The sequence below is a fragment of the Lysinibacillus sp. CTST325 genome (assembly GCF_054665055.1).
The window spans coordinates 741,120-763,406 of record NZ_BAAFHO010000001.1; the positions used below are offsets into that span (position 1 = coordinate 741,120).

General features: G+C 38.1%; 21 protein-coding genes. 2 read left to right on the forward strand and 19 right to left on the reverse strand.

Annotated features, from left to right (window positions below; translation table 11 throughout):
• Positions 1-21 precede the first annotated feature (21 nt).
• The 14 genes from murD to ACYQ73_RS03775 form a co-directional block, all read right to left on the reverse strand.
• Positions 22-1,371 (reverse strand): UDP-N-acetylmuramoyl-L-alanine--D-glutamate ligase, encoded by a 1,350-nt coding sequence (gene murD / locus ACYQ73_RS03710; protein ID WP_460011198.1) that lies wholly within the window; start codon positions 1,369-1,371, stop codon positions 22-24.
• Positions 1,368-2,342 (reverse strand): phospho-N-acetylmuramoyl-pentapeptide-transferase, encoded by a 975-nt coding sequence (mraY, locus tag ACYQ73_RS03715; protein WP_460011199.1) that lies wholly within the window; start codon positions 2,340-2,342, stop codon positions 1,368-1,370. Before mraY ends, murD begins: the two co-directional genes overlap by 4 nt.
• A 125-nt stretch (positions 2,343-2,467) precedes the next feature.
• Entirely contained in the window at positions 2,468-4,384 is a 1,917-nt protein-coding gene (locus tag ACYQ73_RS03720; protein ID WP_460011200.1) for a stage V sporulation protein D, read from the reverse strand.
• A gap of 58 nt (positions 4,385-4,442) precedes the next feature.
• Positions 4,443-6,650, reverse strand: a complete 2,208-nt coding sequence (locus ACYQ73_RS03725) for a penicillin-binding protein (protein ID WP_460011201.1) — start codon at positions 6,648-6,650, stop codon at positions 4,443-4,445.
• Positions 6,647-7,015 (reverse strand): cell division protein FtsL, encoded by a 369-nt coding sequence (gene ftsL2, locus ACYQ73_RS03730; RefSeq protein ID WP_460011202.1) that lies wholly within the window; start codon positions 7,013-7,015, stop codon positions 6,647-6,649. The genes ACYQ73_RS03725 and ftsL2 overlap by 4 nt, the downstream gene beginning before the upstream one ends.
• A complete protein-coding gene (gene rsmH / locus ACYQ73_RS03735; RefSeq protein WP_402868233.1) occupies positions 7,016-7,966 on the reverse strand; it encodes a 16S rRNA (cytosine(1402)-N(4))-methyltransferase RsmH in 951 nt (316 codons plus the stop codon).
• 37 nt (positions 7,967-8,003) lie between these two features.
• Positions 8,004-8,435: a division/cell wall cluster transcriptional repressor MraZ gene (gene mraZ, locus ACYQ73_RS03740; RefSeq protein WP_402868235.1), complete on the reverse strand. Its 432-nt coding sequence runs from the start codon at positions 8,433-8,435 to the stop codon at positions 8,004-8,006.
• 253 nt (positions 8,436-8,688) lie between these two features.
• The gene (gene bshC, locus ACYQ73_RS03745) at positions 8,689-10,305 is read right to left on the reverse strand and encodes a bacillithiol biosynthesis cysteine-adding enzyme BshC (RefSeq protein WP_460011203.1); all 1,617 of its coding nucleotides are present in this window, start codon (positions 10,303-10,305) and stop codon (positions 8,689-8,691) included.
• A 282-nt stretch (positions 10,306-10,587) separates the two neighbouring features.
• The gene (locus ACYQ73_RS03750) at positions 10,588-10,983 is read right to left on the reverse strand and encodes a DUF3397 domain-containing protein (protein ID WP_460011204.1); all 396 of its coding nucleotides are present in this window, start codon (positions 10,981-10,983) and stop codon (positions 10,588-10,590) included.
• The gene (locus ACYQ73_RS03755; protein WP_460011205.1) at positions 10,980-11,882 is read right to left on the reverse strand and encodes a ketopantoate reductase family protein; all 903 of its coding nucleotides are present in this window, start codon (positions 11,880-11,882) and stop codon (positions 10,980-10,982) included. The genes ACYQ73_RS03750 and ACYQ73_RS03755 overlap by 4 nt, the downstream gene beginning before the upstream one ends.
• Before the next feature lie 609 nt (positions 11,883-12,491).
• Positions 12,492-12,869, reverse strand: coding sequence for a transcriptional regulator (locus tag ACYQ73_RS03760; RefSeq protein WP_460011206.1), 378 nt, complete (start codon positions 12,867-12,869; stop codon positions 12,492-12,494).
• A 110-nt stretch (positions 12,870-12,979) separates the two neighbouring features.
• On the reverse strand, positions 12,980-13,747 hold the full coding sequence (locus tag ACYQ73_RS03765) for an enoyl-CoA hydratase/isomerase family protein (RefSeq protein WP_460011207.1): 768 nt from the start codon (positions 13,745-13,747) through the stop codon (positions 12,980-12,982).
• A 163-nt stretch (positions 13,748-13,910) separates the two neighbouring features.
• Positions 13,911-14,084: a 50S ribosomal protein L32 gene (rpmF, locus tag ACYQ73_RS03770; RefSeq protein WP_010858320.1), complete on the reverse strand. Its 174-nt coding sequence runs from the start codon at positions 14,082-14,084 to the stop codon at positions 13,911-13,913.
• A gap of 24 nt (positions 14,085-14,108) precedes the next feature.
• The gene (locus tag ACYQ73_RS03775; RefSeq protein WP_460011208.1) at positions 14,109-14,642 is read right to left on the reverse strand and encodes a YceD family protein; all 534 of its coding nucleotides are present in this window, start codon (positions 14,640-14,642) and stop codon (positions 14,109-14,111) included.
• Positions 14,643-14,840: 198 nt separating this feature from the next.
• On the opposite strand from ACYQ73_RS03775, the gene ACYQ73_RS03780 reads away from it, so the two are divergent.
• Positions 14,841-16,052 (forward strand): nucleotidyltransferase, encoded by a 1,212-nt coding sequence (locus tag ACYQ73_RS03780; protein ID WP_460011209.1) that lies wholly within the window; start codon positions 14,841-14,843, stop codon positions 16,050-16,052.
• 726 nt (positions 16,053-16,778) lie between these two features.
• Here ACYQ73_RS03780 and ACYQ73_RS03785 read toward each other — a convergent pair.
• Both ACYQ73_RS03785 and ACYQ73_RS03790 read right to left on the reverse strand, forming a co-directional pair.
• On the reverse strand, positions 16,779-16,955 hold the full coding sequence (locus tag ACYQ73_RS03785; protein WP_460011210.1) for a hypothetical protein: 177 nt from the start codon (positions 16,953-16,955) through the stop codon (positions 16,779-16,781).
• A gap of 62 nt (positions 16,956-17,017) precedes the next feature.
• On the reverse strand, positions 17,018-18,064 hold the full coding sequence (locus ACYQ73_RS03790) for a SepM family pheromone-processing serine protease (protein ID WP_460011211.1): 1,047 nt from the start codon (positions 18,062-18,064) through the stop codon (positions 17,018-17,020).
• Between the two features lie 65 nt (positions 18,065-18,129).
• Here ACYQ73_RS03790 and ACYQ73_RS03795 point away from each other — a divergent pair, with 65 nt between their 5' ends.
• On the forward strand, positions 18,130-19,083 hold the full coding sequence (locus tag ACYQ73_RS03795) for a hypothetical protein (RefSeq protein WP_460011212.1): 954 nt from the start codon (positions 18,130-18,132) through the stop codon (positions 19,081-19,083).
• Positions 19,084-19,581: 498 nt separating this feature from the next.
• Here ACYQ73_RS03795 and coaD read toward each other — a convergent pair whose 3' ends face one another.
• The 3 genes from coaD to ACYQ73_RS03810 form a co-directional block, all read right to left on the reverse strand.
• Complete coding sequence (gene coaD / locus ACYQ73_RS03800) at positions 19,582-20,067, reverse strand: pantetheine-phosphate adenylyltransferase (RefSeq protein ID WP_460011213.1); 486 nt, start codon at positions 20,065-20,067, stop codon at positions 19,582-19,584.
• A 47-nt stretch (positions 20,068-20,114) separates the two neighbouring features.
• Positions 20,115-20,675 carry a 16S rRNA (guanine(966)-N(2))-methyltransferase RsmD gene (rsmD, locus tag ACYQ73_RS03805; RefSeq protein ID WP_460011214.1) on the reverse strand — a complete coding sequence of 187 codons (561 nt, stop codon included), beginning with the start codon at positions 20,673-20,675 and terminating at the stop codon, positions 20,115-20,117.
• A gap of 170 nt (positions 20,676-20,845) precedes the next feature.
• The gene (locus ACYQ73_RS03810) at positions 20,846-22,273 is read right to left on the reverse strand and encodes an RNA polymerase II (RefSeq protein WP_460011215.1); all 1,428 of its coding nucleotides are present in this window, start codon (positions 22,271-22,273) and stop codon (positions 20,846-20,848) included.
• Positions 22,274-22,287: the final 14 nt, after the last annotated feature.

Genomic DNA, 22,287 nt, shown 5'->3' on the forward strand with positions numbered 1-22,287 from the left:
TCTAAAATAGTTACAGGCTCATTACAGCTTCATTACAGCATCAATAAAAACATCGCCTCGTATTTCAAAGCTGTCATATTGATCCCAACTTGCACATGCTGGAGATAATAGAATAACATCGCCTTCTGCTGACATTGGCGCCGCGTAATGTACTGCATCCTCAACATTTTGGGCAATGACAGTTTGTTGTACACCACATGACTTTGCAAATTCTACAAAGCGTAGTCCTGTTTCTCCGAAGGCAACAACACCCTTTACATGGCTCATACATGGACGTAATTCTTCAAATGAATGTCCTCGATCTAAGCCACCTGCCAGTAAAATAACAGGTGCTTGGAATGCATCCAAAGCACTTTTTGTTGCTAAGCAGTTTGTTGCTTTTGAGTCATTGTAAATCTTGCGTCCGTTCCATTCACGTACGAACTGAGTACGGTGACGAACTCCTCCAAACTTTGCTAAAACTTCTTCCATTTTAGCTTTGTCACAGCCGAGTAAAATACAAGATGCGACAGCTGCTAAAATATTTTCTAAGTTATGCTTACCAGGCAAAGCGATATTTGCTCGATCTAGATATGGCTCACCTTGCCAGTAAATTGTTGTATCATCCGCACTAATTCCTTCATCCATACGTCCCTTAGAACTAAATGGTATCTTTTTAGCTTTTGATTGTGTTGCATAACCAACAACAATTGGCTGATCAGCATTATAAATAAAATAATCGCTTTCATCTTGATTACGTGTAACACCAAACTTTGCCTCTGCATAGTTGTCAAACGTCCCATGATAATCAAGATGCGCATCATAAAGATTTGTTAATATAGAAATTTTTGGTTTAAAAGTTTCGATACCCATTAATTGGAAAGATGATAACTCTGTAACAATTACATTATCCTTTTTTGCTTCTCTTGCAACACCACATGCGACTGTTCCTATATTCCCTGCAATTAACGGTTCTAAACCTCCGTTATTCAGCATGTCGAAAATTACTGTTGTCGTAGTTGTTTTACCGTTTGATCCTGTAATACCGATAAACGGCGCTTCACTAATTAAATAGGCAAGCTCAATTTCTGTCCATACGGGGATTCCACGGTTTATTGCATCTGCTACTATTTTGTTGCTATAAGGAATCCCTGGATTTTTCACTACTAATTCAAAGCCTTCATCGAGTAAATCCTCTGGGTGACGGCCACAAATAACTGTAATTCCCTTTTGCAATAGACCTTGCGCATCTGGGCTTTCATCAAATGGTTTTGAATCATTGACCGTCACAAATGCGCCAAGCTCATGTAATATCTCAGCTGCAGCCACACCACTTTTAGCAAGACCTAAAACAAGGACTTTTTTATGTTGTAAATCTGAAAAGTTTCTCATAAGAACGCCTCCGATAAAACTGCAATCAATGCTACTGCTAAAGCAGTTGACCAAAAGACAAGTACTACCTTCCATTCTGACCAACCTGATAATTCAAAATGATGATGAATAGGGCTCATTTTAAAAATACGTTTTTTACGAAGTTTGAAGCTACCTACCTGTAAAATAACGGATAATGTTTCAATAACAAACACCAATCCAATTAATAACAGTAGAAATTCTGCTTTTACTAAAACAGAGACCATGGCTAAAGCTCCACCTAATGCTAACGAACCCGTATCCCCCATAAATACCTTTGCAGGATTCGCATTAAAAAGTAAAAATCCTAATAATGCACCTGTTACCGCAAATGTAAATAAGGCGATATCAGCTTGATCTTGGAACAGAGCAATAACACCAAATGCTGCAAAGGCAATAGATGCAGTACCTGCCACAAGTCCATCTAATCCGTCTGTTAAATTCACTGCATTCGAAAAGCCCACTAACCAGAAAATTAAAAAGGCTACATAGAAAATACCAAGATCGATCGTCCAATCTGTAAATGGTATAGCAAGTGTTGTATCAAACGATCCTACATGTAGTAAGAAATAGGCCAAGATTGCAATGACAATTTGACAAATAAGCTTTTGAAGTGATGTTAGTCCTAAATTACGTTTAAAAACAACCTTTAAGCTATCATCAAACAAGCCGATTAACCCAAACCCTATTAATACTAATAACAGTACGACGGTTTGTGTTGTAAATAAATCTAAAAAGCTACCTACACCAACAGTAGTGAGGATAATGGCAAGTAAGAAAATAATGCCACCCATCGTTGGTGTACCAGCTTTTTTCATATGGGATTGTGGTCCCTCTTCACGAATACTTTGCCCGAACTTTAATCGGCGAAGAAGTGGAATACTAATTGGTGCCAGGATAACTGTTACTATAAAAGCAAGAGCTAAAATGGTAAGTGTTGTTGCGAGTTTCATTGAAAAATCTCCTTTAAATCTTGTTTCACTTTCTTCTTGAAGAAAAAAGCACAAACTTTCATGTATTTATTACTACCCTTCATTATAATAGTGGTTCTTTCCCATTTTTTAAAGGTAAAGTTATATTAGTTCTCTAAATAAAGGTGAATGGTGCCATCTTGTTTAATAACACTATCCACTTCAGGCAGTTGATTGCCAATTTTAGTACCTTCTCCATGCCATTCAATACGGAATGGATATTGTTGCTTGGCAATATCGTCCTTCGTTTGACCAATAAAACTTGGTACCTTCACAGTAATTGGGTCACCCCAACGATAATCCTTTTCAAGCTGTTCCTTCGATTTTTCAATGCCAACAAAAGGTGCAACGTCTTCAATAATCTGGCCAACGATTGGAGCTGCTATCACACCGCCAAACTGTGTTCCCTTTTTCGGGTTATCTACTGCTACATAAACGACAATTTGCGGATTATCCGCAGGTGCGAAGCCAATAAACGATACGATATATTCACCGTCTTTATAGCGACCATTTTCTACTTTTTGTGCTGTACCAGTTTTGCCACCAATCCGTAATCCATCTCGGTAAGCTTGACGTCCCGAGCCCTTTGCGACAACAGATTCTAATGCACCTCGTACCTTTGCAGACGTCTCCTCACGAATAACCTGTTTTTTAACTTCCGGTTTAGTCTCTTCTATAACTTCTCCAGTATTAGGATTTATAATTTGCTTCACAACATATGGCGTATAAAGCTTGCCCCCATTTACTGCTGCAGCTACTGCTTGCACTTGCTGAATTGGTGTAACGGCAACACCTTGGCCAAATGAAGTTGTGGCCTGCTCAACAGGTCCAAAAGAATCCTTGGAAAATAAAATCCCTGAAGCTTCACCAGCGATGTTAGAACCTGTTTTTTTGCCAAAACCAAAATCTTTAACATATTGTAGTAGTTTTTCATTACCTATTCGCTGACCTAATTCAATAAAGCCAGGGTTACAAGAATTTTCTACAACTTCGAGGAAGGTTTCAGAGCCATGACCTTCACGCTTCCAACAGCGCAATCTTGCTCCGGCAACCATTGAATAGCCTGGATCATAAAAAGTATCCTTCTCTAAATCCACTACATTTTCTTCTAAAGCAGCACTGAGCGTTATAATTTTGAACGTTGACCCTGGCTCATATGTCATCCAAACTGGTAAATTTCGATTGTAGATAGCAGGCTCTACCGTTTGATATTCTGCTGGATTGAAGGTTGGATATGAGGATAACGCTAAAATCTCGCCAGTGTTTGGATTCATGGCAATCGCCATTGCTTGGTCAGCATCATAACGCTCCATTGCCTGTGACAGTTCACGCTCGACGACCTGCTGTACGTCTACGTCTATCGTTAGCTCGATTGTTGCGCCATCTTCACCAGCCTTCCAGGCGCTCTTTACGTTCGGTAAATTATTCCCTTTCGCATCTGTAAAGATCCGTATTGCAGAAGAATTAGCCTGTAATAACTTATCGTATTCATATTCAATTCCAGCTAAACCTTGAGCATCATAACCTGTGAAGCCTAAAAAACGAGATAATAGGGTACCGTAAGGATAATCCCTTGAATAATCGACACCACTATATAACCCCTCAATCTGCATACCTTGTAACTCTACTGCTTTTTCGTAGGGAATATTTTTTCCTTCAGGTGCCAGCTTTACTAAGTATTCTTTTTTCTTCATTTTTTCTAACAGCTTTTGTTCATCTACGCCCAAAACTTGTGCAATTTTCGCTGCTGCTCCTTCAATATCCTTGCTTTGCGAAGGCATGAAATATAAAGTTGGCGCAAGCTTATTTGTGACAATATTTTTCCCCTTACGATCAGTAATATGCCCTCGCTCATTGGCAAAAGGAATTTCTCGGTCCCAATTCTCTTCGGCTTTCTTTGTCAGATCTTTTTGATCTAATACTTGTAAGAAGACAAGCCTAATAACAACCGCAACAGCTACAAACATAAACAATACGTATAAAATACGCAATCGCTTTTTGGAATGGATAGAAATCCACTTCATTCGACATCACACCTTGTTTTTTACAACGTATGAAATAAAGTGGGCTTCTATTCAGGGTTTATTCAGTTGTTTCACCTTCGGGTGGGGTTTCTACATCTTGCTTAAAACTTTCAGCTGGCGTTTTCAGCTTCACGACAATCGGTGAACTATCTGAAATTACCGTTCCTGCCGAGACGCTCTGACTAGCTACAAAGCCCTCTCCAACAACTTCAATTTCTAAATTTGCCATTGTCTTAAAAGCAAGTACATTACGTAACGACCAATTGGTGAAGTCTGGCAACGTTATATCACCCTCAGTCTTTAAAAATACAAAATTACCTTTTACAAGTTTTTGAGGACCCTTTGGATATTGATCAATAATTTTACCGCCACTACCAACAATAACTGGCTTTAGACCATCGTTCGCAAGCTCTACTTGTATAGCCTCAGCACTTTTACCTGTGTAATCTTGTATTTTTGTATCGTCAACATGCTTTACATCTTCTGGATTAACATTTAAATACTTTAAGCTATTTAACATAACTGGGTTAAATACTTTTGACACTGGTATAGAACCAAGGTCACCCTTTAACTTTGGTCTTTTTACAGAAACATACATAATGAGCTGAGGGTTATCAGCAGGAGCCATCCCTAGGAATGAATACAAATACTCGTTTTCGAAATATTTACCATTACCATTTGGCTTAGGAATTTGGGCAGTACCTGTTTTCCCTGCAACTTCATATTCATCAAGAACAAAATCCGTCGCCGTACCTTTCTCAGCTGTTAACGTAGAGGCAAGAATTTCTTTCACTTGCTTCGCCGTGTCGGCTGAAACTGGTTGTCCCTTAACAATCGGCTCATGCTTTTTAATCGTTTTTCCTGTCGAAGGGTCAACAATACGATCTATCACATACGGTTGCATCATTTTCCCGTCATTCGCAATCGCTGTCAATGCTTGAATTAATTGAATCGGCGTTACCGTAGAACCTTGACCGAACGTTGTTGTCACCCGTTCTACTGGGTATTTCGATAAAAGTTTCCCCGCTGCTTCATTCGGTAAATCAATACCAGTTTTTTTACCAAACCCAAATCGATCTAAATAGTCAAAAAAGACATCCTCACCAATAAGCTTTAATAAGTGTGCCATTGCAGTATTGGATGAACGTTGAAAGCCTTGTAAATAATTAATCTTACCCCAACCAACTTTATTGTAATCTTTAATTACTTTATCAAGGACTCTGTATTGACCTGACATATACTTTTCATTCGGATCCCACACACCTGTATCAATAGCCGAAGCGAGCGTGAACGTTTTCATCGTCGAGCCTGGTTCTATAGTCTCTTCAATAGCTTCGTTCAGCCACTTCATATTATCGCCTTCCCGTGTATCAGGATTAAACGTAGGTCGCTGTGACATCCCTAGTATTTTACCAGTTTTTGGATCTGCCACAATAGCTGTCATCGCTTCAGGGTTATATTCCTTCTCAACCGCTGTCATCGCTTCCTCTAAAAAGCTTTGAATTGTTTTATCTAGTGTTAAATAAATGTCATCACCATTTTTCGCAGGTGTCACCATTTTCTCACTACTTGGCAATAAATAATGGAATGCATCTGTCTCATATTCAATCTTACCGTCTTTTCCGGTTAGTTCTTTGTTGTAGGTAAGCTCAAGACCCATTTTCCCTTTTGTCGTGAACGTACCATCCTTATTATCCTCTTTTAGTGCAAAACCAATTAAGTGCGAGGCAAATATACCATTTGGATAATAACGTTTTAAATCGTTTACAAATAAAATCCCTGGCAATTTCTCCGCCTTGATTTTACTCATAGTCTCATGACTTAATCCACGGCCTGCACTTCCAAATTCAACTTGATAAGGCTTTTCGCCCTCATTATTTACCCTAGTAAGCTGCTTATAGATTTTTTCTTCGTCCAATTCAGGAATATATTCTGCTAATATTTTCGCAGTTTTTTCTGGATCTACTACATGTCGAGGTTTTTTTGCATCGGTCGTGGCTTTTTCATTGACGACTGCGATTAGTCGATAACTCAGTGTATCCTCCGCGATGACTTGCCCATTTGTATCGTAAATTTTCCCACGGCTTGCTGATATTGCACTTTCTTTGCTATATTTCGCAGCTGCTCTTGCCGCAAGCTCTTGTCCTTCCACTTCACCTGTCGCCTGTAACATAAACATTCTTGAGAACAATAGAAAAAAGAGCCCTCCATAAAAAATTAATAATAGAAAGGCTCCCCATTGGAATCGAAATCTCTTTTTTTTCATTCTCCCGGCACTACCTTTACATTTTTCTCATTTTGAGTTAAACCGAGTTCTTTAGCTTTTTTCCATATGTTTTCGTATGTAGAAAGTTCACTCACACGAACTGTCAAGTCAACATTCTTTTTTGCAATCTCTTCTGCTTCAGTTTCGATTTTTTGAATGTCCATGCTTGTCGTTTGAATTGCTGCTTGCTTGTTTAAAACTAGTACCGATAATACAGCAACAATGCTAACTAAAACAATTAGCATTGTTTTTTCAAACTTCTGGTTCGTTTTTTTACGACGGATGATAGTGGGTTGTGGACTAGGGGGTGTTATCGGTTGTTGCACTTGTTGTTGCTGGTGCTGCCTTACACGAACTGCTGCCATTTACTCACGCCCTTTGTCGTTAATTTTCTCAACCACTCTAAGCTTTGCTGAACGAGCACGATTGTTTACTGCCAATTCTTCATCAGAAGGAAGAGTCGGCTTTCTCGTGATAAGCTTTAAAGTTGGCTTCATGTCATCTGGAATCACTGGTAAATTCGGTGGTAATTCCGGTAATGATGACGCTTCCTTAAAAATAGTTTTGCATAGGCGGTCCTCCAATGAATGGAACGTAATGACACTAATGCGTCCACCTACGTTTATCATATCAATCGCATCGACTAAAGAATCCTCTGCCGCGCCTAGCTCATCGTTAACAGCAATTCGTATTGCTTGGAATATGCGCTTCGCTGGATGTCCACCTTTACGGCGAGCCGCTGCTGGAATACCCTCTTTAATAAGTTCTACAAGTTGGCCGGTTGTTTCGATCGGTGCCACCTTACGTGCTTCTTCGATTTTACGAGCAACTTGCTTGGAAAATTTCTCTTCTCCATAACGGAAAAATATACGTACTAAATCTTCATATGCCCATTCATTCACAACATGAAATGCTGTAAGTGGTGCCGTTTGGTCCATGCGCATATCTAGAGGTGCATCATGGTGATAACTAAAGCCACGTTCTGGTGTATCTAGCTGTGGTGAAGATACGCCTAAATCATATAAAACACCATCAACTTGCTCAATACCAAGCGCTAATAGCTCTTCTTTTAAATAGCGGAAATTCGAATGAACAAATGTCACACGCTCAATATATGGCGCCAATCGAATTTTTGCATTGTTAATAGCTGTCATATCTTGATCGAAGCAAATTAGACGCCCTTTTTCAGACAATTGTTGTACTAAATATTCACTGTGTCCTGCTCCACCTAACGTACAGTCCACATATACACCATCAGGATCGATGTTCAACCCATCAACAGTTTCTTTTAATAACACGGTTGTATGATCGAACATACCACTCGCTCCCTTCTGGCCTTAACTAAAAAAAAATTTAGAAATCAAAGCCAATCATATTTTCTGCAATTTCATTAAAGGATTGTTCCGACTCACTAAAGTAAGCTTCCCAAGCATCTTTCGCCCATATTTCAATTCGATTCGAAACTCCTAACACGATACATTCTTTTACAAGATGTGCATGCTGCATAAGAGTTGAAGGAATGTTAATGCGCCCCTGCTTGTCTATCTCTACTTCCGTTGCCCCAGAAAAGAAAAACCTTGCAAATGCACGTGTATCCTTTTTGGTCATCGGTAAGCCCTTTAATTTTTCTTCGAGTTTTCGCCATTCATCCATAGGATAGCCAAATAAACAATTATCAAGTCCGCGTGTGACAACAAACGTTTCACCTAAGGCGTCACGAAATTTTGCGGGCACGATTAATCGTCCTTTCGCATCAACAGAGTGTTGATATTCTCCCATGAACATGCTATTCACCCCACTTTATTAAATAATGTACCACATCCCCCCACTTTCCACCACTTTTTTTAAAAAAAACTTGACATTTTAACACTTAATACGTGAATAGACCTTTAACAAGTTATTGAATCCATGATAAATGACACAAAAAAAGAGCTACCCTTAGTAGGATAGCTCTCCATTTACTATTTATGTCGTCATTGTTCATCAAATTAACATTGTATTAAATTGTTAATTGGGTATAACGTTACAAACATTGGAATTATAAATAAATTAAATAGTGGTGATTGCCAATGCTATAATTTTGTTTCAACATTTCAGTAATTAGCATAGGTCCAAACTCATTAAAATATTGATAAGGATTATAAGTTCTTTCCTGGAATCCTTCATTTGGATACAACTCATTTTGTAGCGTCATAAATTTTCGAATTGTCGTTTCATGCTTGTTAAGGACAGTTTGTTCAACCTTTTGCTGTAAATACTCAAATTGTTTTAGATGATTCTCTTTATTTTTCACAAGAATTTTATCTAGCAATAGTTGTTGCTCTTCTAAATAAAGTTGAAGGGCCTCATACTTTTCTAAAAGATCTTGTTGCATCGCCTGAATTTGATGCTTCGCTTCAGCATCCTGTATTTCAGCAATAAACTGTTCTTTAAGCTGTACCGCTTTTCCATCCCAAACATCGGCAACATTTAAACGATATTCACGTAAAAGTTGTTCTACGTGACGTGTGACAATTGTGATATGAAGACGCGGAGCAAAAATCGGCATTTGTAAACCTAATACCGCAAATGCATCTTTCAATGTCGCCCAGTAAGCAAGCTCCCCTGGTCCACCAACAAATGCAAGCACAGGCAATGTCATTTCCTGCATTAGCGGACGCGTCACAACGTTATTACTTAACTGCTCAGGGTGTTTTTCAGCAATTTCTAAAACTTCTTCACGTGATAGCTTGATATTTGCAGCTAGATTAACAAATTGTTGATTTTTTCTTTCTAAAAGATGACGCTCCCCATCTTCTACATAGAATAAATTGGCCGCTTCGTTTGATGCCAAAATAGGATTACCATAGCCTGCACGTTCCAACTCCGCTTCTTTTTCTGTCACCACTTTAGCAATTTCTTCATTCTTATGAATGATACGGGTAAAATTCTCACGCTCATATTGGCGGAATTTAAAGTCCGCTGCATCAATCATCAATAAACCTTCATCTTTAAACAATTGGTTCATAAGTTGCGCAAAGAAGTCCGTAAATGTTTCACACTCATTAAGAGTATCTACTAATTGTTTCACAAGCATTTCAGTGAATTCTGTTTCGCCCATATCCTTCGCAATCGTACTCATTAATTGTGTCATTGATTCTTCGTTTATACTTGTTTCAGAAGCCATCGTTTTACGTCTTGAACGTTCACCGTAAACACGCTTTTTAATATCTTCACCACGTACTGTATACGTGTGGTTAATTTCCTCTAAATCATGATCTTCACCAGCTATCCAAAAAACAGGAACAACCGGTCGCTGAAGTTTTACACTTTGCTCTTTCGCTAATGCAATGACCGAAATCGCCTTATGCACCGAGTAAAGAGGGCCTGTTAAGATACCCGCTTGTTGCCCACCGACAACTGCAACAGCCCCTTGCTCTAGTTGTAGCAAATGTTCATTCGCTTTCTTTGATAAACCGAGCGGCTCCATAAATTGACGTATGATGGCTGTTAATTCTTTTTGATCATATGCATGCTGATCTAAATATTGCGCTCGTTTTTCAAAAGATTTATCGTTATATGCGTATTCAAAAAACTCATGGATGGCAGTATTCGACGACCAATAATCTGCTAGCAAACGATTTTTTATGGGTACTTGGATTGACTCCAGTTTCATTTAACACAAACTCCTCTACTCACTAAATCATCTTCTTACTCTTCATAAGCAAACTTAAAATAAAATAAATCCCTTTAATACTACTAAGCAATTAGAACGTTTATCAAATCGACAATCCCAACAAATATTTAGAAAAACAGTATACGATTTTTTGTCAGATACTCAAACGTTGTCATGCATTGGAATTTTATTTAATTTTTTGCACATATAGAGTTATTAATATAAAACAATCTTTAATGCTATTATTTTAACGCTTATGGCTTCAACATGAAAAGAAAATGCTTAGACAGCCTGTAAATATTCTATAACAGATCGAATAACACCTACTATACAAATAACAATATATGCCGTACTTAACACTAAAAATTGAAAGCGCCAAATTTTCCTAAGTAGCGATTTCACTTCAATTTCCTTTTTCGTTCGCCAATCAATATATGTAAAAATCATTGCCATCATTATCGCAAGCGTTACTAATAGTGCACTAACATTGACATTCCACAGCACACCAATTGCTAGTGGTACTGAAAAAAACAAACACACTGTTGTCACGTCCGATGCCACTCCAAAAGCATGAGTGCCTCGAATTTTAACCTTCCGACTAATTAAATAGACAATCACAAAAAGGAGGATTGGACAAAAAATAAGGATACTTATAACTATATGTAAAAAATCTTTCAACGTCTTTCACCGCTCTCCTCTATCGCAAGTACTTGGTGGTATAAAGTGCGTAAAGTAGGCAAATCATGACCTTTTGCTAGAGCTTTTTCTAATATTACTCCTACGATCGTGTCAATTTCACTTTTTCTCCCATGTATCCGATCCGCTAGCATAGATGATGTATTACTTGCTGTTTTTTCACATAACTCTATCACCTTGAAAAAAGGTATAGCTTGCTCTACGCCTTCAAAAGCATCCGTTAATTCTTGATAGACAGTTTGCATTAATAAAAACGCTTGCTTATTCATTACTAATTCTCCGTTCCTCACTTGCAATACGGACGTTAAAGGATTAATCAAGCAGTTGAATACAGCTTTCTCAAACAACATTTGTTCAGCATTAGCAACCAATTCAACTGGATATAAGGAATTTTCAAATTGTAACAAATCGTTAAAGGCATCCCTATTCCCTCGCTCTATTGCAATTTTACAAGCACCTACACCCCTATGTTGCACAGTTGCCTGATCTATCATTTGAGCACCAAATGACACAGAGCAAAAGGCAATATTTTTTTGTGGTAAACGCAGTGCTTCATCAAAATGCGCTAAACCATTTTGCATAAACAACAACGAAATTGTACTTGGTAACGCAGATAATTGTCCATAAAGCTCTTGTAATTGACCATACTTAACAGCAATTACAATTAAATCTTGCTGCGGTAACTCCATTAATTTCGTAGTTGAAGCAACTTTTTGTACAGTTTTCGTTCCATCAACATTCACTCGTGTTAAATAGTTCGCATTAAGTTCATCTACCTGTCCCTGCCTTCTTGCAACCAACGTTACAGACATACCAGACTCAGCTAAAAAACTTGCCGTTAATAGACCTACAGCACCTGCACCAATAATCGCTACATCCACAACTCATTACACCTCCCACATTTACAATGGCGATCTAACATAAGAGAACGCCCTCCTAAACAGTTCTATCGCAATAACATCTTAGCCACTACTGACCATCAATCAATTATGTCTCGGCATAATTGTAGCTGACGCTTTGCTTTCGCTACAGAAAACATTTGTTACTGTCGCTTCGCTTTCGGACAGATAAATTACCACAGGACGTGGCGTTCTTAGACTGAGTTCCTCTATTTCAGCGGATGTTCGGATACCTGTACCTGTCGCTACGCTTTCGGCACAAAAGACATTTGTAACTGCCGTTTCACTTACGTTACATTAAACATTTGCCGAAAGAAGTTAAATGACCCTTTTTGTCCCTTTCTACAGAAGGAGGTGCCTTAGAATGATTTCTAAGGCACCTCCTTTGCAGGTTCTTTTATTATACAGGATTGACTAAGTGTTTACGATAATATAAAAAGTGAAACTTTAATCGGTGGTTTTTTCACGGACCGTTAATGAGGATAAATAATTTTTGAAACACTCAGCGCAGCATTATGTTTTCGTTCAAGTTTACATTTTTTCTAAGTAACTTACTCTACAGCAATTTTAACTTTCGTCAGCTTTCTTATTTTAATCTTTCATTAAAGAATACCCTTGCTGCAACCATTTCACTAGTTTATCATGCTCATTTTGTAATTCACGGTGCCTTACTTCGAGACTTTGATAGGCTTCTGTTAATTCATCAAAACTTGTTAATGCCAGTTTCAAATGGCTTCGCATCGATTGTTGCGGCTGATTTCGCACAGCTAGTAGTGACTGACTATATTGACTACGTAATGTTTTATTCCAACGGAAACCACATGCTTGTTTTGTACGACCTAGTTCAGCAGCAGCCATTTCAAAAGCTTCTAGCTGTGTTTTGCCATTTTGCACATTATGCAACACAATTTCTGCTAATCTTTCATCGTCTTCCTTTGTCCATTGATCTTTTCTTTTTTTCAATTCCATAATCTATCACCCTCGCATTTTTTACTACTATATGCGTGCGCGAGCAAAATAGAATCATCGAATTAAAAAAGGCAGTGATTATGTTTTCTTATAATCACTGCCGTTATACATTATTTATTGTTTTTCTTTGTTAGGAAATTAGCAACTGCCTCGTGGTGAGCTTCACTTTCCCACAATTTCGCACATGTTCGAACTTCCTCCATAACACGTTCATACATATTACGCTCACGCCACTTACGAAGCTCAATTTCTTTATAAGCCTTATGAACAGAAGGATGAATTTTACGCATATGTTCGATAAAATCATTCAATGCTGCTTCTTTTGAACCTTCAAAAACGCGCATTGCCCAACCAATCTCATATAGTAATTCCGCCGGATAAGGCTTCGCATCGACTAGCATCTTCATCGCAAGATCATGGCGTAATCCTCGTTCGAATAAGTATGTACCGCCTCCCCAGCCACTCGTAATTGCTAATGTCCCCTGTATAAAACCGCACTTCGCGTGACTTGCCACTAGACGAAAATCGCAAGCTGTTGCAATTTCACAACCTCCACCAACCGCTGTTCCGTTAATTAATGCAATCGTTGGCACAGGCAATGTTGCAAGGTCGTATAATATTTCGCCCATCTTACCCAACATCCCAAACGCCTCATCCTCTGTTTCGAGCGCATGGAATTCAGATAAGTCCCCTCCCGAGCAAAATGATTTATCCCCTACTCCCGTTACGACTAAAAAACGAACATCATCATGATTTCGAATATATGTAATGACTTCTTGTAGCCCATCCATAACCTCATCATTCACCGCATTCCGTTTTTCTTCTCGATTAATCGTAAACGTCATAATACCTTCTTTGTTATCAATTATGTAAGCCATACTATTTCCCCCTTTGTCCCGACGGATAAATTGTATCATACAATTATTATAGTACTATATATCTTTTCATTATTGCCGAAAAATTCCGTCTCTTTCAACCAACAAAAAGGCTAGTAAAGAGCCATGGTCTCTCTACTAGCCTTTTAAGTGAGCAAACACTGTATTATTTGCTTACTACTTCTTTACCTTTGTATTGTCCGCAAGCTTTGCAAACACGGTGTGATAATTTTGCTTCCCCACAGTTTGGGCAAGCTACCATACCAGGTACAGATAGTTTGAAATGCGTACGACGCTTTCTTTTTGCAGTTTTAGAAGTTCTTCTAAATGGTACAGCCATTGATGGCACCTCCTTACAGATCGTCTATTCGTCTGTTTGATCAAAATACTTAGCTAAATTAGCTAGTCTTGGATCCACTTTTTGTGTGTCAGCTTTTTTGTGTAGTTCAACGTCTTCATCTGTTGCGTAAGACCAGTTTTTACCACCTTGCACTTGTCCTTCGGTATTCTCCTTGAACACTTGCAAAGGTATTTCAAGAAGCACTAACTCCTCGATAACCGGCTTCATGTCGATTACTTCACCAACAATATAGTGAATATCTCCGTCATCTTCCCCTCGTTTTTCCTCGTCAATCCAGCTGAAAACTTCAACTGTCTCAACCTCGATAGGAAACTCAACATCTTCCCACGTGCGTGCACATGGTAATGTTAACGTCGCTGTCACAGTTAGCTGACATGTCATTTGCGATGCACCGAAAGTACATAGCCCTTTTACATGAACGGGCGAAATTGCTCGAATATCCTGGTTTCGCTCCATCACCTCGTCCAGTTGGACATAGGCATCGATTGGCATCCCGTTTTGGCGGTATTTAGATAATTGATGAATTGACCATTTCATTCGTTTAATCACCTCGAGACAACAATGTTGATTATATAATGTGTAAAAATAGATGTCAAGATAATTTCTTGTCACCACAATAAAACCCACCTATAATTATATATTATAAAAAGTGTATTTGCTCCAAACCGTTCTATATAAGAAAAAAGCTCTAAATAAGAACGAGAAGCAAATGATATTGATAAAGGGGGCTTACATTTGCAAGCAGTCGGAATAGTTGTTGAATACAATCCTTTTCACAACGGACATGCCTATCATATGGAACAGGCAAAAAAAGTAGCACAAGCGGATATTGTGATCGCAGTCATGAGTGGGGATTTTTTGCAACGTGGTGAACCAGCCATGGTCGATAAATGGACACGCACAAAAATGGCTCTCGCTGGTGGTGTTGATATAGTCATTGAGCTACCCTACGTTTATAGTACCGCGCCTGCAACTGATTTCGCAAAAGGAGCAATTTCCTTACTATCTGCAATTGGTTGCGATTCTTTTGCCTTTGGAAGCGAAGACGGTTCCATTCAACCCTTTATGAATACGTTTCAGCTCATTAATAATCATCGCACTGAATATAACACTCTTATTAAAGAAAGCCTTAAAACGGGTGCAAGCTATCCTAAAAGTCTACATTACGCCTATGAACAGCTTTCTCAAAAATTCCCTGCAACATACATTGATTTGGGACAACCAAACAATATACTTGGTTTTCATTATATTGAGGCTGCTATGGCTCTAGGTAGTAACATTAAACCTTTAACGATCCCTCGCATTGTTGCAGGTTACCATGACGCTTTACAAGAAGGGGCATCCATTGCTAGTGCCACAGGAATACGCAAGGCTCTAGCAACAACCAACACTCTACAAAGTGTGGAAGATTTTCTCCCTAAAGCATCGTTTGATTATTTAGCTGATTGGCACGAAAAATATGGTGATTTTGCAAGTTGGGAAACTTTTTGGCCATTGTTACAGTTTACGCTTATTCGTCACACACCCCATGAACTTACGCGCTACGCCGAAGTATCAGAAGGCATTGAGAATGCTCTAATTAAAGCAGCGAAAACAAGTCATTCATTCAGTAGTTTTATGGAGAAAATCAAATCCAAGCGCTATACTTGGACAAGACTCCAACGTATGCTCACACACATTTATACCGGATTTACAAAAGAACAGTTGCAAAGCTTTGAAGCCCCATCTAGTATACGTTTACTTGGTATGAGCAAGAAGGGACAAGGCTATTTAGGAATGCATAAAAAAGATATACCTTTACCTTTAATCAGTCGTGTAGCAGCTATGGATGATGCTATGCTTGCTGTAGATATTCATGCAGCAGAAGTATACAATTTAAGTATAGAACAAGGAATAAAAGAGCAAAGTCTTCCTAAAGATTATCAAACACCACCGATTCGTTTTTAAGCAATGCAAAAGGATGCCAGAAATTCTTCTAGCATCCTTTTATGTTATTGACAAAAAAATGGTCAAGAAATGTCGTGGCGCTTTAAATGAGGGTGATTTCCATTCCAAGCTACTTACTTTCCTGTGAGCGAGCGTTGAGCCGCTTCCTCCGCTTTTGTTTTCACACAGAAAACATCCTGTCTCGCTTTCCCATGGGAGTCGAGTAGCCTTCCATTCCAATCAATGATAGTGCAGTACTTTTAATTTATGCAATTAAGAATGAACGCTATGGCCACTTACCATAATCAAACAGAATAGAGAATGTTATTGTACATCTGCTACGCAAACATTTTGCATACTATCACTATAAATTAAAGAGTGAAATGCTAAAAGACACTTAAAACATAATAAAGTAAAAGGATTCACTCACAGTTTTGTGTGTGAATCCTTTTTGTTCGATAAAAATTAAAAGTTAGGTGATAAAACGTGAAAGTTGGTAGATAAAATTCAGAAGTTGGTAGATAAAACGTAAAAGTTGGTAGATAAAATTTAAAAGTTGGGCGATAATTCCTGAAAAGGTCCCGCTCAAACTAAAAAGTTGGATGTCATTTTGTTAAAACGTAAAAGCGGGTCATCAGACGCCCCCCGGAAGCTTTGCTCTGCGCGAAAGCAAAGCGGCAGCTACAAATGTTTTTTGAGCGAAAGCGAAGCTGCTCTTCCATTTTTTATTTGAGCGAAATGCAAAAGTTATACGCTATGTGAAATGGTTGATTGGAGTGGAGACTGGGCGACTCCTCGGGGATCAGCAATAGAGGAACGAAGGCTAAAACCATCACGTCCTGTGATAACGCCTTCGTGACCAACATCGTGTTGGCCCGAGACCCTGGAGCGAGCGAAGCGAGTGAAGCGAGTGAAGCGGGTCATCGGACGCCCCCAGGAAAGCGCCCAGTCGGAACGGAAATCAACCCCACGCTACAGAAAAACCTTTATTTCGGCTGTAACTGTTTTAAATATGCAATTGCATCATCCACAGTTTTAACCGGAACTATTTTCATTTTTGTTTCAATATCTTTCGCTGTCTTTACTGCTGTAGCATAATTAGATTCCAGTTCAGGATATTTAGCTTTCATTTCTGGAGTAATTTCATCATCTGGTGCAAAAAAGATTTCCATACCATCACGATCAGCAGCAATGACTTTATAGTCTATTCCACCAATTCTTCCAACAGAGCCATCAACCAGCATTTCCCCTGTCCCTGCAATAGCATAGCCTTTCGTTAAATCTTCTTCGAGAAGTTGGTCTAAAATTTCTAAGGTAAACATTAACCCAGCAGATGGGCCGCCAATATCCTCCGTTTTCATAGACACATTTGGATTTGTTTCAATAGATTTACTTTCAGTATAAGTAATACCTAACCCTGCCCTTTTCTCTTCTGATTCAGGTATTTCCTTTAATGTAATCGTTACCTCTTGTTCTTTTGTATTACGTTTTAATTTAATTGTCACCTTATCTCCAAGTTGCTTCGGCTTTAAAAGATCAACAAGCATTTGTTGGTTTCTAATTTTTTGGCCATCAACCTCAATAATTTCATCACCAGCTTTTATTAAATTATCTGAAGCACCGCCATCTAGGACATTTAATACAAAAACACCGTTAAAGAGAATTTTTGTTTGGAGCCCAGCTTTCTGAAAAGCTACATACTTTGCATTAAATTGAGAATCAGACATTAATTTAAACTGTCGAACATTATATTCCTCTTCATCCTCCAATGGATTTCGAACTTGGTCAATATCCATTAGTTTTTGATATTTTTGAGTTTTTGCCCATAAATATGAAAAAGGGGTAGCTTGCTGCATAGCCACCGTCATTAAACTCAAGGATCCTTTATCATCGGTATGGCTATTTTCAACGTTAACAAATTTACTGACATCATAAGCGCTTCCTGGCTTCATGATATAAGCGTCTAGTCGGTACAACATTAAAAAACAAATCGCGACTAATAACACTGCATAAATACTAATTTTTTTCTTCAAAAGAAAAACACCTCCTAGGACGCTTGCAAAACCATACGTTCATGTTTTTGCCTTTTTTACATATATTGATTTTAGCATTTGCCTATGTGAATGACAAAAAGTTGAAACGAGATGATAACATGTATGCGATAATTCAAATAGCGATTTGCATAGTTCTTATTCTATTACTCTTGTTATTCCCACAAACTGCTCATAACGGTACTGATTTAGGTTTAAATCTTTTTATGGAGGCCCTTTTCCCGTATTTATTACCTTACCTTATTTTAACGCAATGGCTTCTCCGTTTAACGGCTCCTATGCGAACGAAAACAAAAAGAGCTTCTTTATACGTACAAGCCTATATTATTAGCGCACTCGGGGGGTATCCATCTGGAGCAACAACAATTGTTTACTTAAAAAACAGTGGGCAACTACATCCAAAAGAAGCAAATTTTTTATTAGCCGTATGTCACGCTCCAAGTCCTCTTTTCGTGCTAGGATTTGTCAGCCTTGATTTATTACACAGTAATACGTTCGGATGGATGTTTTTATGTTTACTACATAGTTTTAATATTTGTTGTTTAATAACTGGTTACTTCTTATTTCGTAAAACGGATCCTCCTAGCATTTCCATACACAATACACCTTTACATACAGCACCTTTTTCTGAAAGCATTAAAGAAACAGCGCCAACAATACTATTAGTTGGAACTACAATAATTTTTTTCACTACCATCCAGACGATTGTCCAGCAAGGCTTAGATTCACTGCTACCCAAACTTCCCTATACAGCTGAGCTTTCCATAGCCGCCATTCTTGAAGTTACAAATGGTCTTAAAATGACTGTCTCAGCTTTTCCAAATCTGCCATATTTACCGTTACTAGTTGTTATGTTGTTAACAATGCAAAGTATAAGCATTCACTTACAAATTTTCGTAATTGCGAAATCAGCCAAGCTTTCCGTTCGACCATATCTAAAATTCCGCCTACTTAGCATAATCATTGTACCCACTATTTATGCTCTTTTTTTCTTAAAATAAATAATCTAAAGATAAGGTTTAGCATTTAAGTTTTTTGATTGGAGTGAGGAGTAAAGACTGGACTTAGGAGAAAGCACAATAGAGGAATTCAATCATTCCCTACTCTTATAACTTTCTTTAGATGTAACCAAAAATAATAGCAGAAAATATTATAATAATTCCTGAATCCATTTTTTGTCAAATGAAATAAAACCAGGACAAAATTCCACATCAAAAAAGCACGAGAAATCAACGTTTCTAAAATTGATTTCTCGTGCTTTTTAAGGCTTTGATCAGTTTTGTCCCAGCCTCACTTGTTTAGTTTATTTATCAATTATGCCTTGGCATAATTGCGTCCGGAATCGGCTTTGGGCCTGCACGAGGGCCGACACGATATCGGTCATTTCAGTAATGCACAGGACATGGCGTTTTTAGACTGAGTTACTCTATTTCAGCGGATGTCTTTTATACCGAAAGCGTAGCGACAGGTACAGATGTTTGGACACCTGCTGAAAGAAGTTAAAAATTATACTTTTCTTTCAAAGCTTCTACAACACAAGGAGGAACAAGCTCACTAACATCACTGCCGTATTTCGCAACCTCTTTAACAATGCTTGAGCTTAAGAATGAATATTGATTTTTTGTCATGATGAAAAACGTTTCAATGGTTTCATCAAGAAAACGGTTCATCGAAGTAATTTGCATTTCGTATTCAAAATCCGAAACAGCACGTAAACCACGGACAATCGCTTTTGCTTTTTTCTCCTTAGCATAGTCTATTAATAGCCCCGATGAACTTTCAATACGTACATTAGGCAATGTTTTAGTAACTTCCGCCATTAATGCCATGCGCTCTTCTACTGAAAATAACGGATGCTTGGATGAATTATTTAAAACAGCAACATAAACTGTGTCAAATACATCTGCCGCCCGTTTAATAATATCTAAGTGACCAAATGTCACTGGATCAAAACTTCCAGGAACTACAGCAATCTTCTCTGACAACTTATTCTCCCTCTTCCTCTATGCAACGATCAATTTCCAAGGGGTGTTTAGACACCCTCCGAATGAAGATAAACGGATATAATCGTTCCGCCATATGTTTCTTGTCTTTTTAATACAAAGTCCCCAAATCTCTGTGGTAATTCTACTTCTTTTGCATGCTCACATAAAATAATGCCATCATGTTGAATTTTATCATTGTCGACAAGAATCTGCACTAAGTCATAATATTCTTTGTGATGATATGGTGGATCTAAAAATACTAATTTAAACGCAATATCACGTTTTAATAACGCTTTCACAGCACGCTTCGCATCGATACGAAAAAGCTCAGAGCAATCCTCATAACGACATTTTTTAATATTTTCCTGTAGTACTTGGAACGCCTTTGCATCCTTTTCAATAAAAACGGCGTGCTCAGCCCCTCTACTTAAAGATTCGATACCTAAGCCACCGCTCCCTGCAAATAAATCGAGCGCCATACCTCCATCAAAGAATGGACCAATAATATTAAATATGGATTCCTTTACTTTATCAGTTGTAGGTCTCGTCGTGTTCCCTGCAATTGCCTTTAAAGGCATCCCTTTTCGTTCTCCTGCTACAACTCTCATAGGCAAATCACCGTACTTTCTTTTTCCATAAATTAATTTCGCCTTGGCGTAATTATTGTTGCTGTCGCTTCGCTTTCGCACAGACAAAACATTGTTGTTGCTGCAATAACATGTTAATTGAAGATAAAAGCATTTTTGCAGCGAAAGACGAACCTCCGCTGCAAAAAAATTTATTCTTGTTCTTGTGTTAATAACTTAATATTGATACGACCATCACTTTTTTGTAATTCTACTAAAAATAATCGTTGTAGCCAAGCTTCTTCAACATAATAATTATTGGCAATTTTAATAATCGGTTCTGAAATAGTCGAATATCTACGTTGATTAAATACATAAAATCCTGGTTCTTTCGGGAATCGGAAGGTACGATTATCACTATTGATATAATACCCATTTTCACCTTCACCAGCAGTATAGCCTAAATAAGGTAACAATTTATCAGCATTATACAATACTTGCCCTTCATAAAGTATTACATGAACATCTTCTCTCAAATCGTCATTTACGTAAACACTTCGGTCATCCTCAAATAATAGTGGATATGTGCCATTTTCTTGGGCAGCATTCAACTTAAAATAAGACGTTTTTGCATCTAATACCTCGGATAAAAGATCGTCCATTGATGCAGGGGAAATCGGCTCTTCCCCAAGTTTATTCAAAGCTTCCTGCCATGTCGACTCTTGATTAGCTGTCATATATTCTTTTAACGTCTTCACGATTTTCTTTGCTTTATCCGAGCCAATCGTATCCTTCACTAAATAGGAAGCCACCACTTCCGGCAACCATGTTGGTGAATCTTTAAACTTATATTTCGTCTTTATTTGCGACAGTATAACTTCCTGTTCAACAGCTTGTTCAGTTAGCTCTGGTAAAAATAAAAGTCGGTCATCATGTTCTTTCACTGGATTCTTTTCTTGAATAATAGCAATATGTTGATCATTCAAAAATTTAAAACTCTCCAATGATTTCAAGAAATCCTTCGAAATAGCTCCCGGGGCATAAATAGACAACACAGGAGTTTGCTCTTGTACTTTTAAATCACCCGTTTGCCAATAAATATCACGAACTGTACCATATCCACTAAACATTGTATAGTTAACAAGTGATAGTTTTTGCTGACCTACTAAAGGCAAGCCCGTTATCCACTGACCAACAATTTTACTATCAGTTGAAATATGTACAACAGAATAAGATGATTCACCATTCGTTAATGTGGCGAAAACATTTTGGATGAGCATTTTATCTTTTAAGCCACCCTTAATCGGAATTATGTATGAAACAGATTGTGATTTAGTCTCCCCTTTTTTAAAATATGAGACTTCTTTTGATAAGCGATTACAGCTTTTTTCGTTATCGATAAAGCAACTAGGATTTATCGCATTTTCTGGCCACTCTATCTCCACTTTTTGGTTGGGTAAATTTTTAAAATGTTGTCGAATATCCAAGCTATTTTCTCGATAGACAATTTCTATCTCTTGTGAATAACGGAATTCGCCATTGCCTGTCTCTAAGTCAGACGAATAAGCATGGTACTGAAAAAATAACGTTCCGGTAATGATTAGTACTAGAATGGAAAAAAAACTCATTGCAAATTTCATGTGCTTGACCTCCC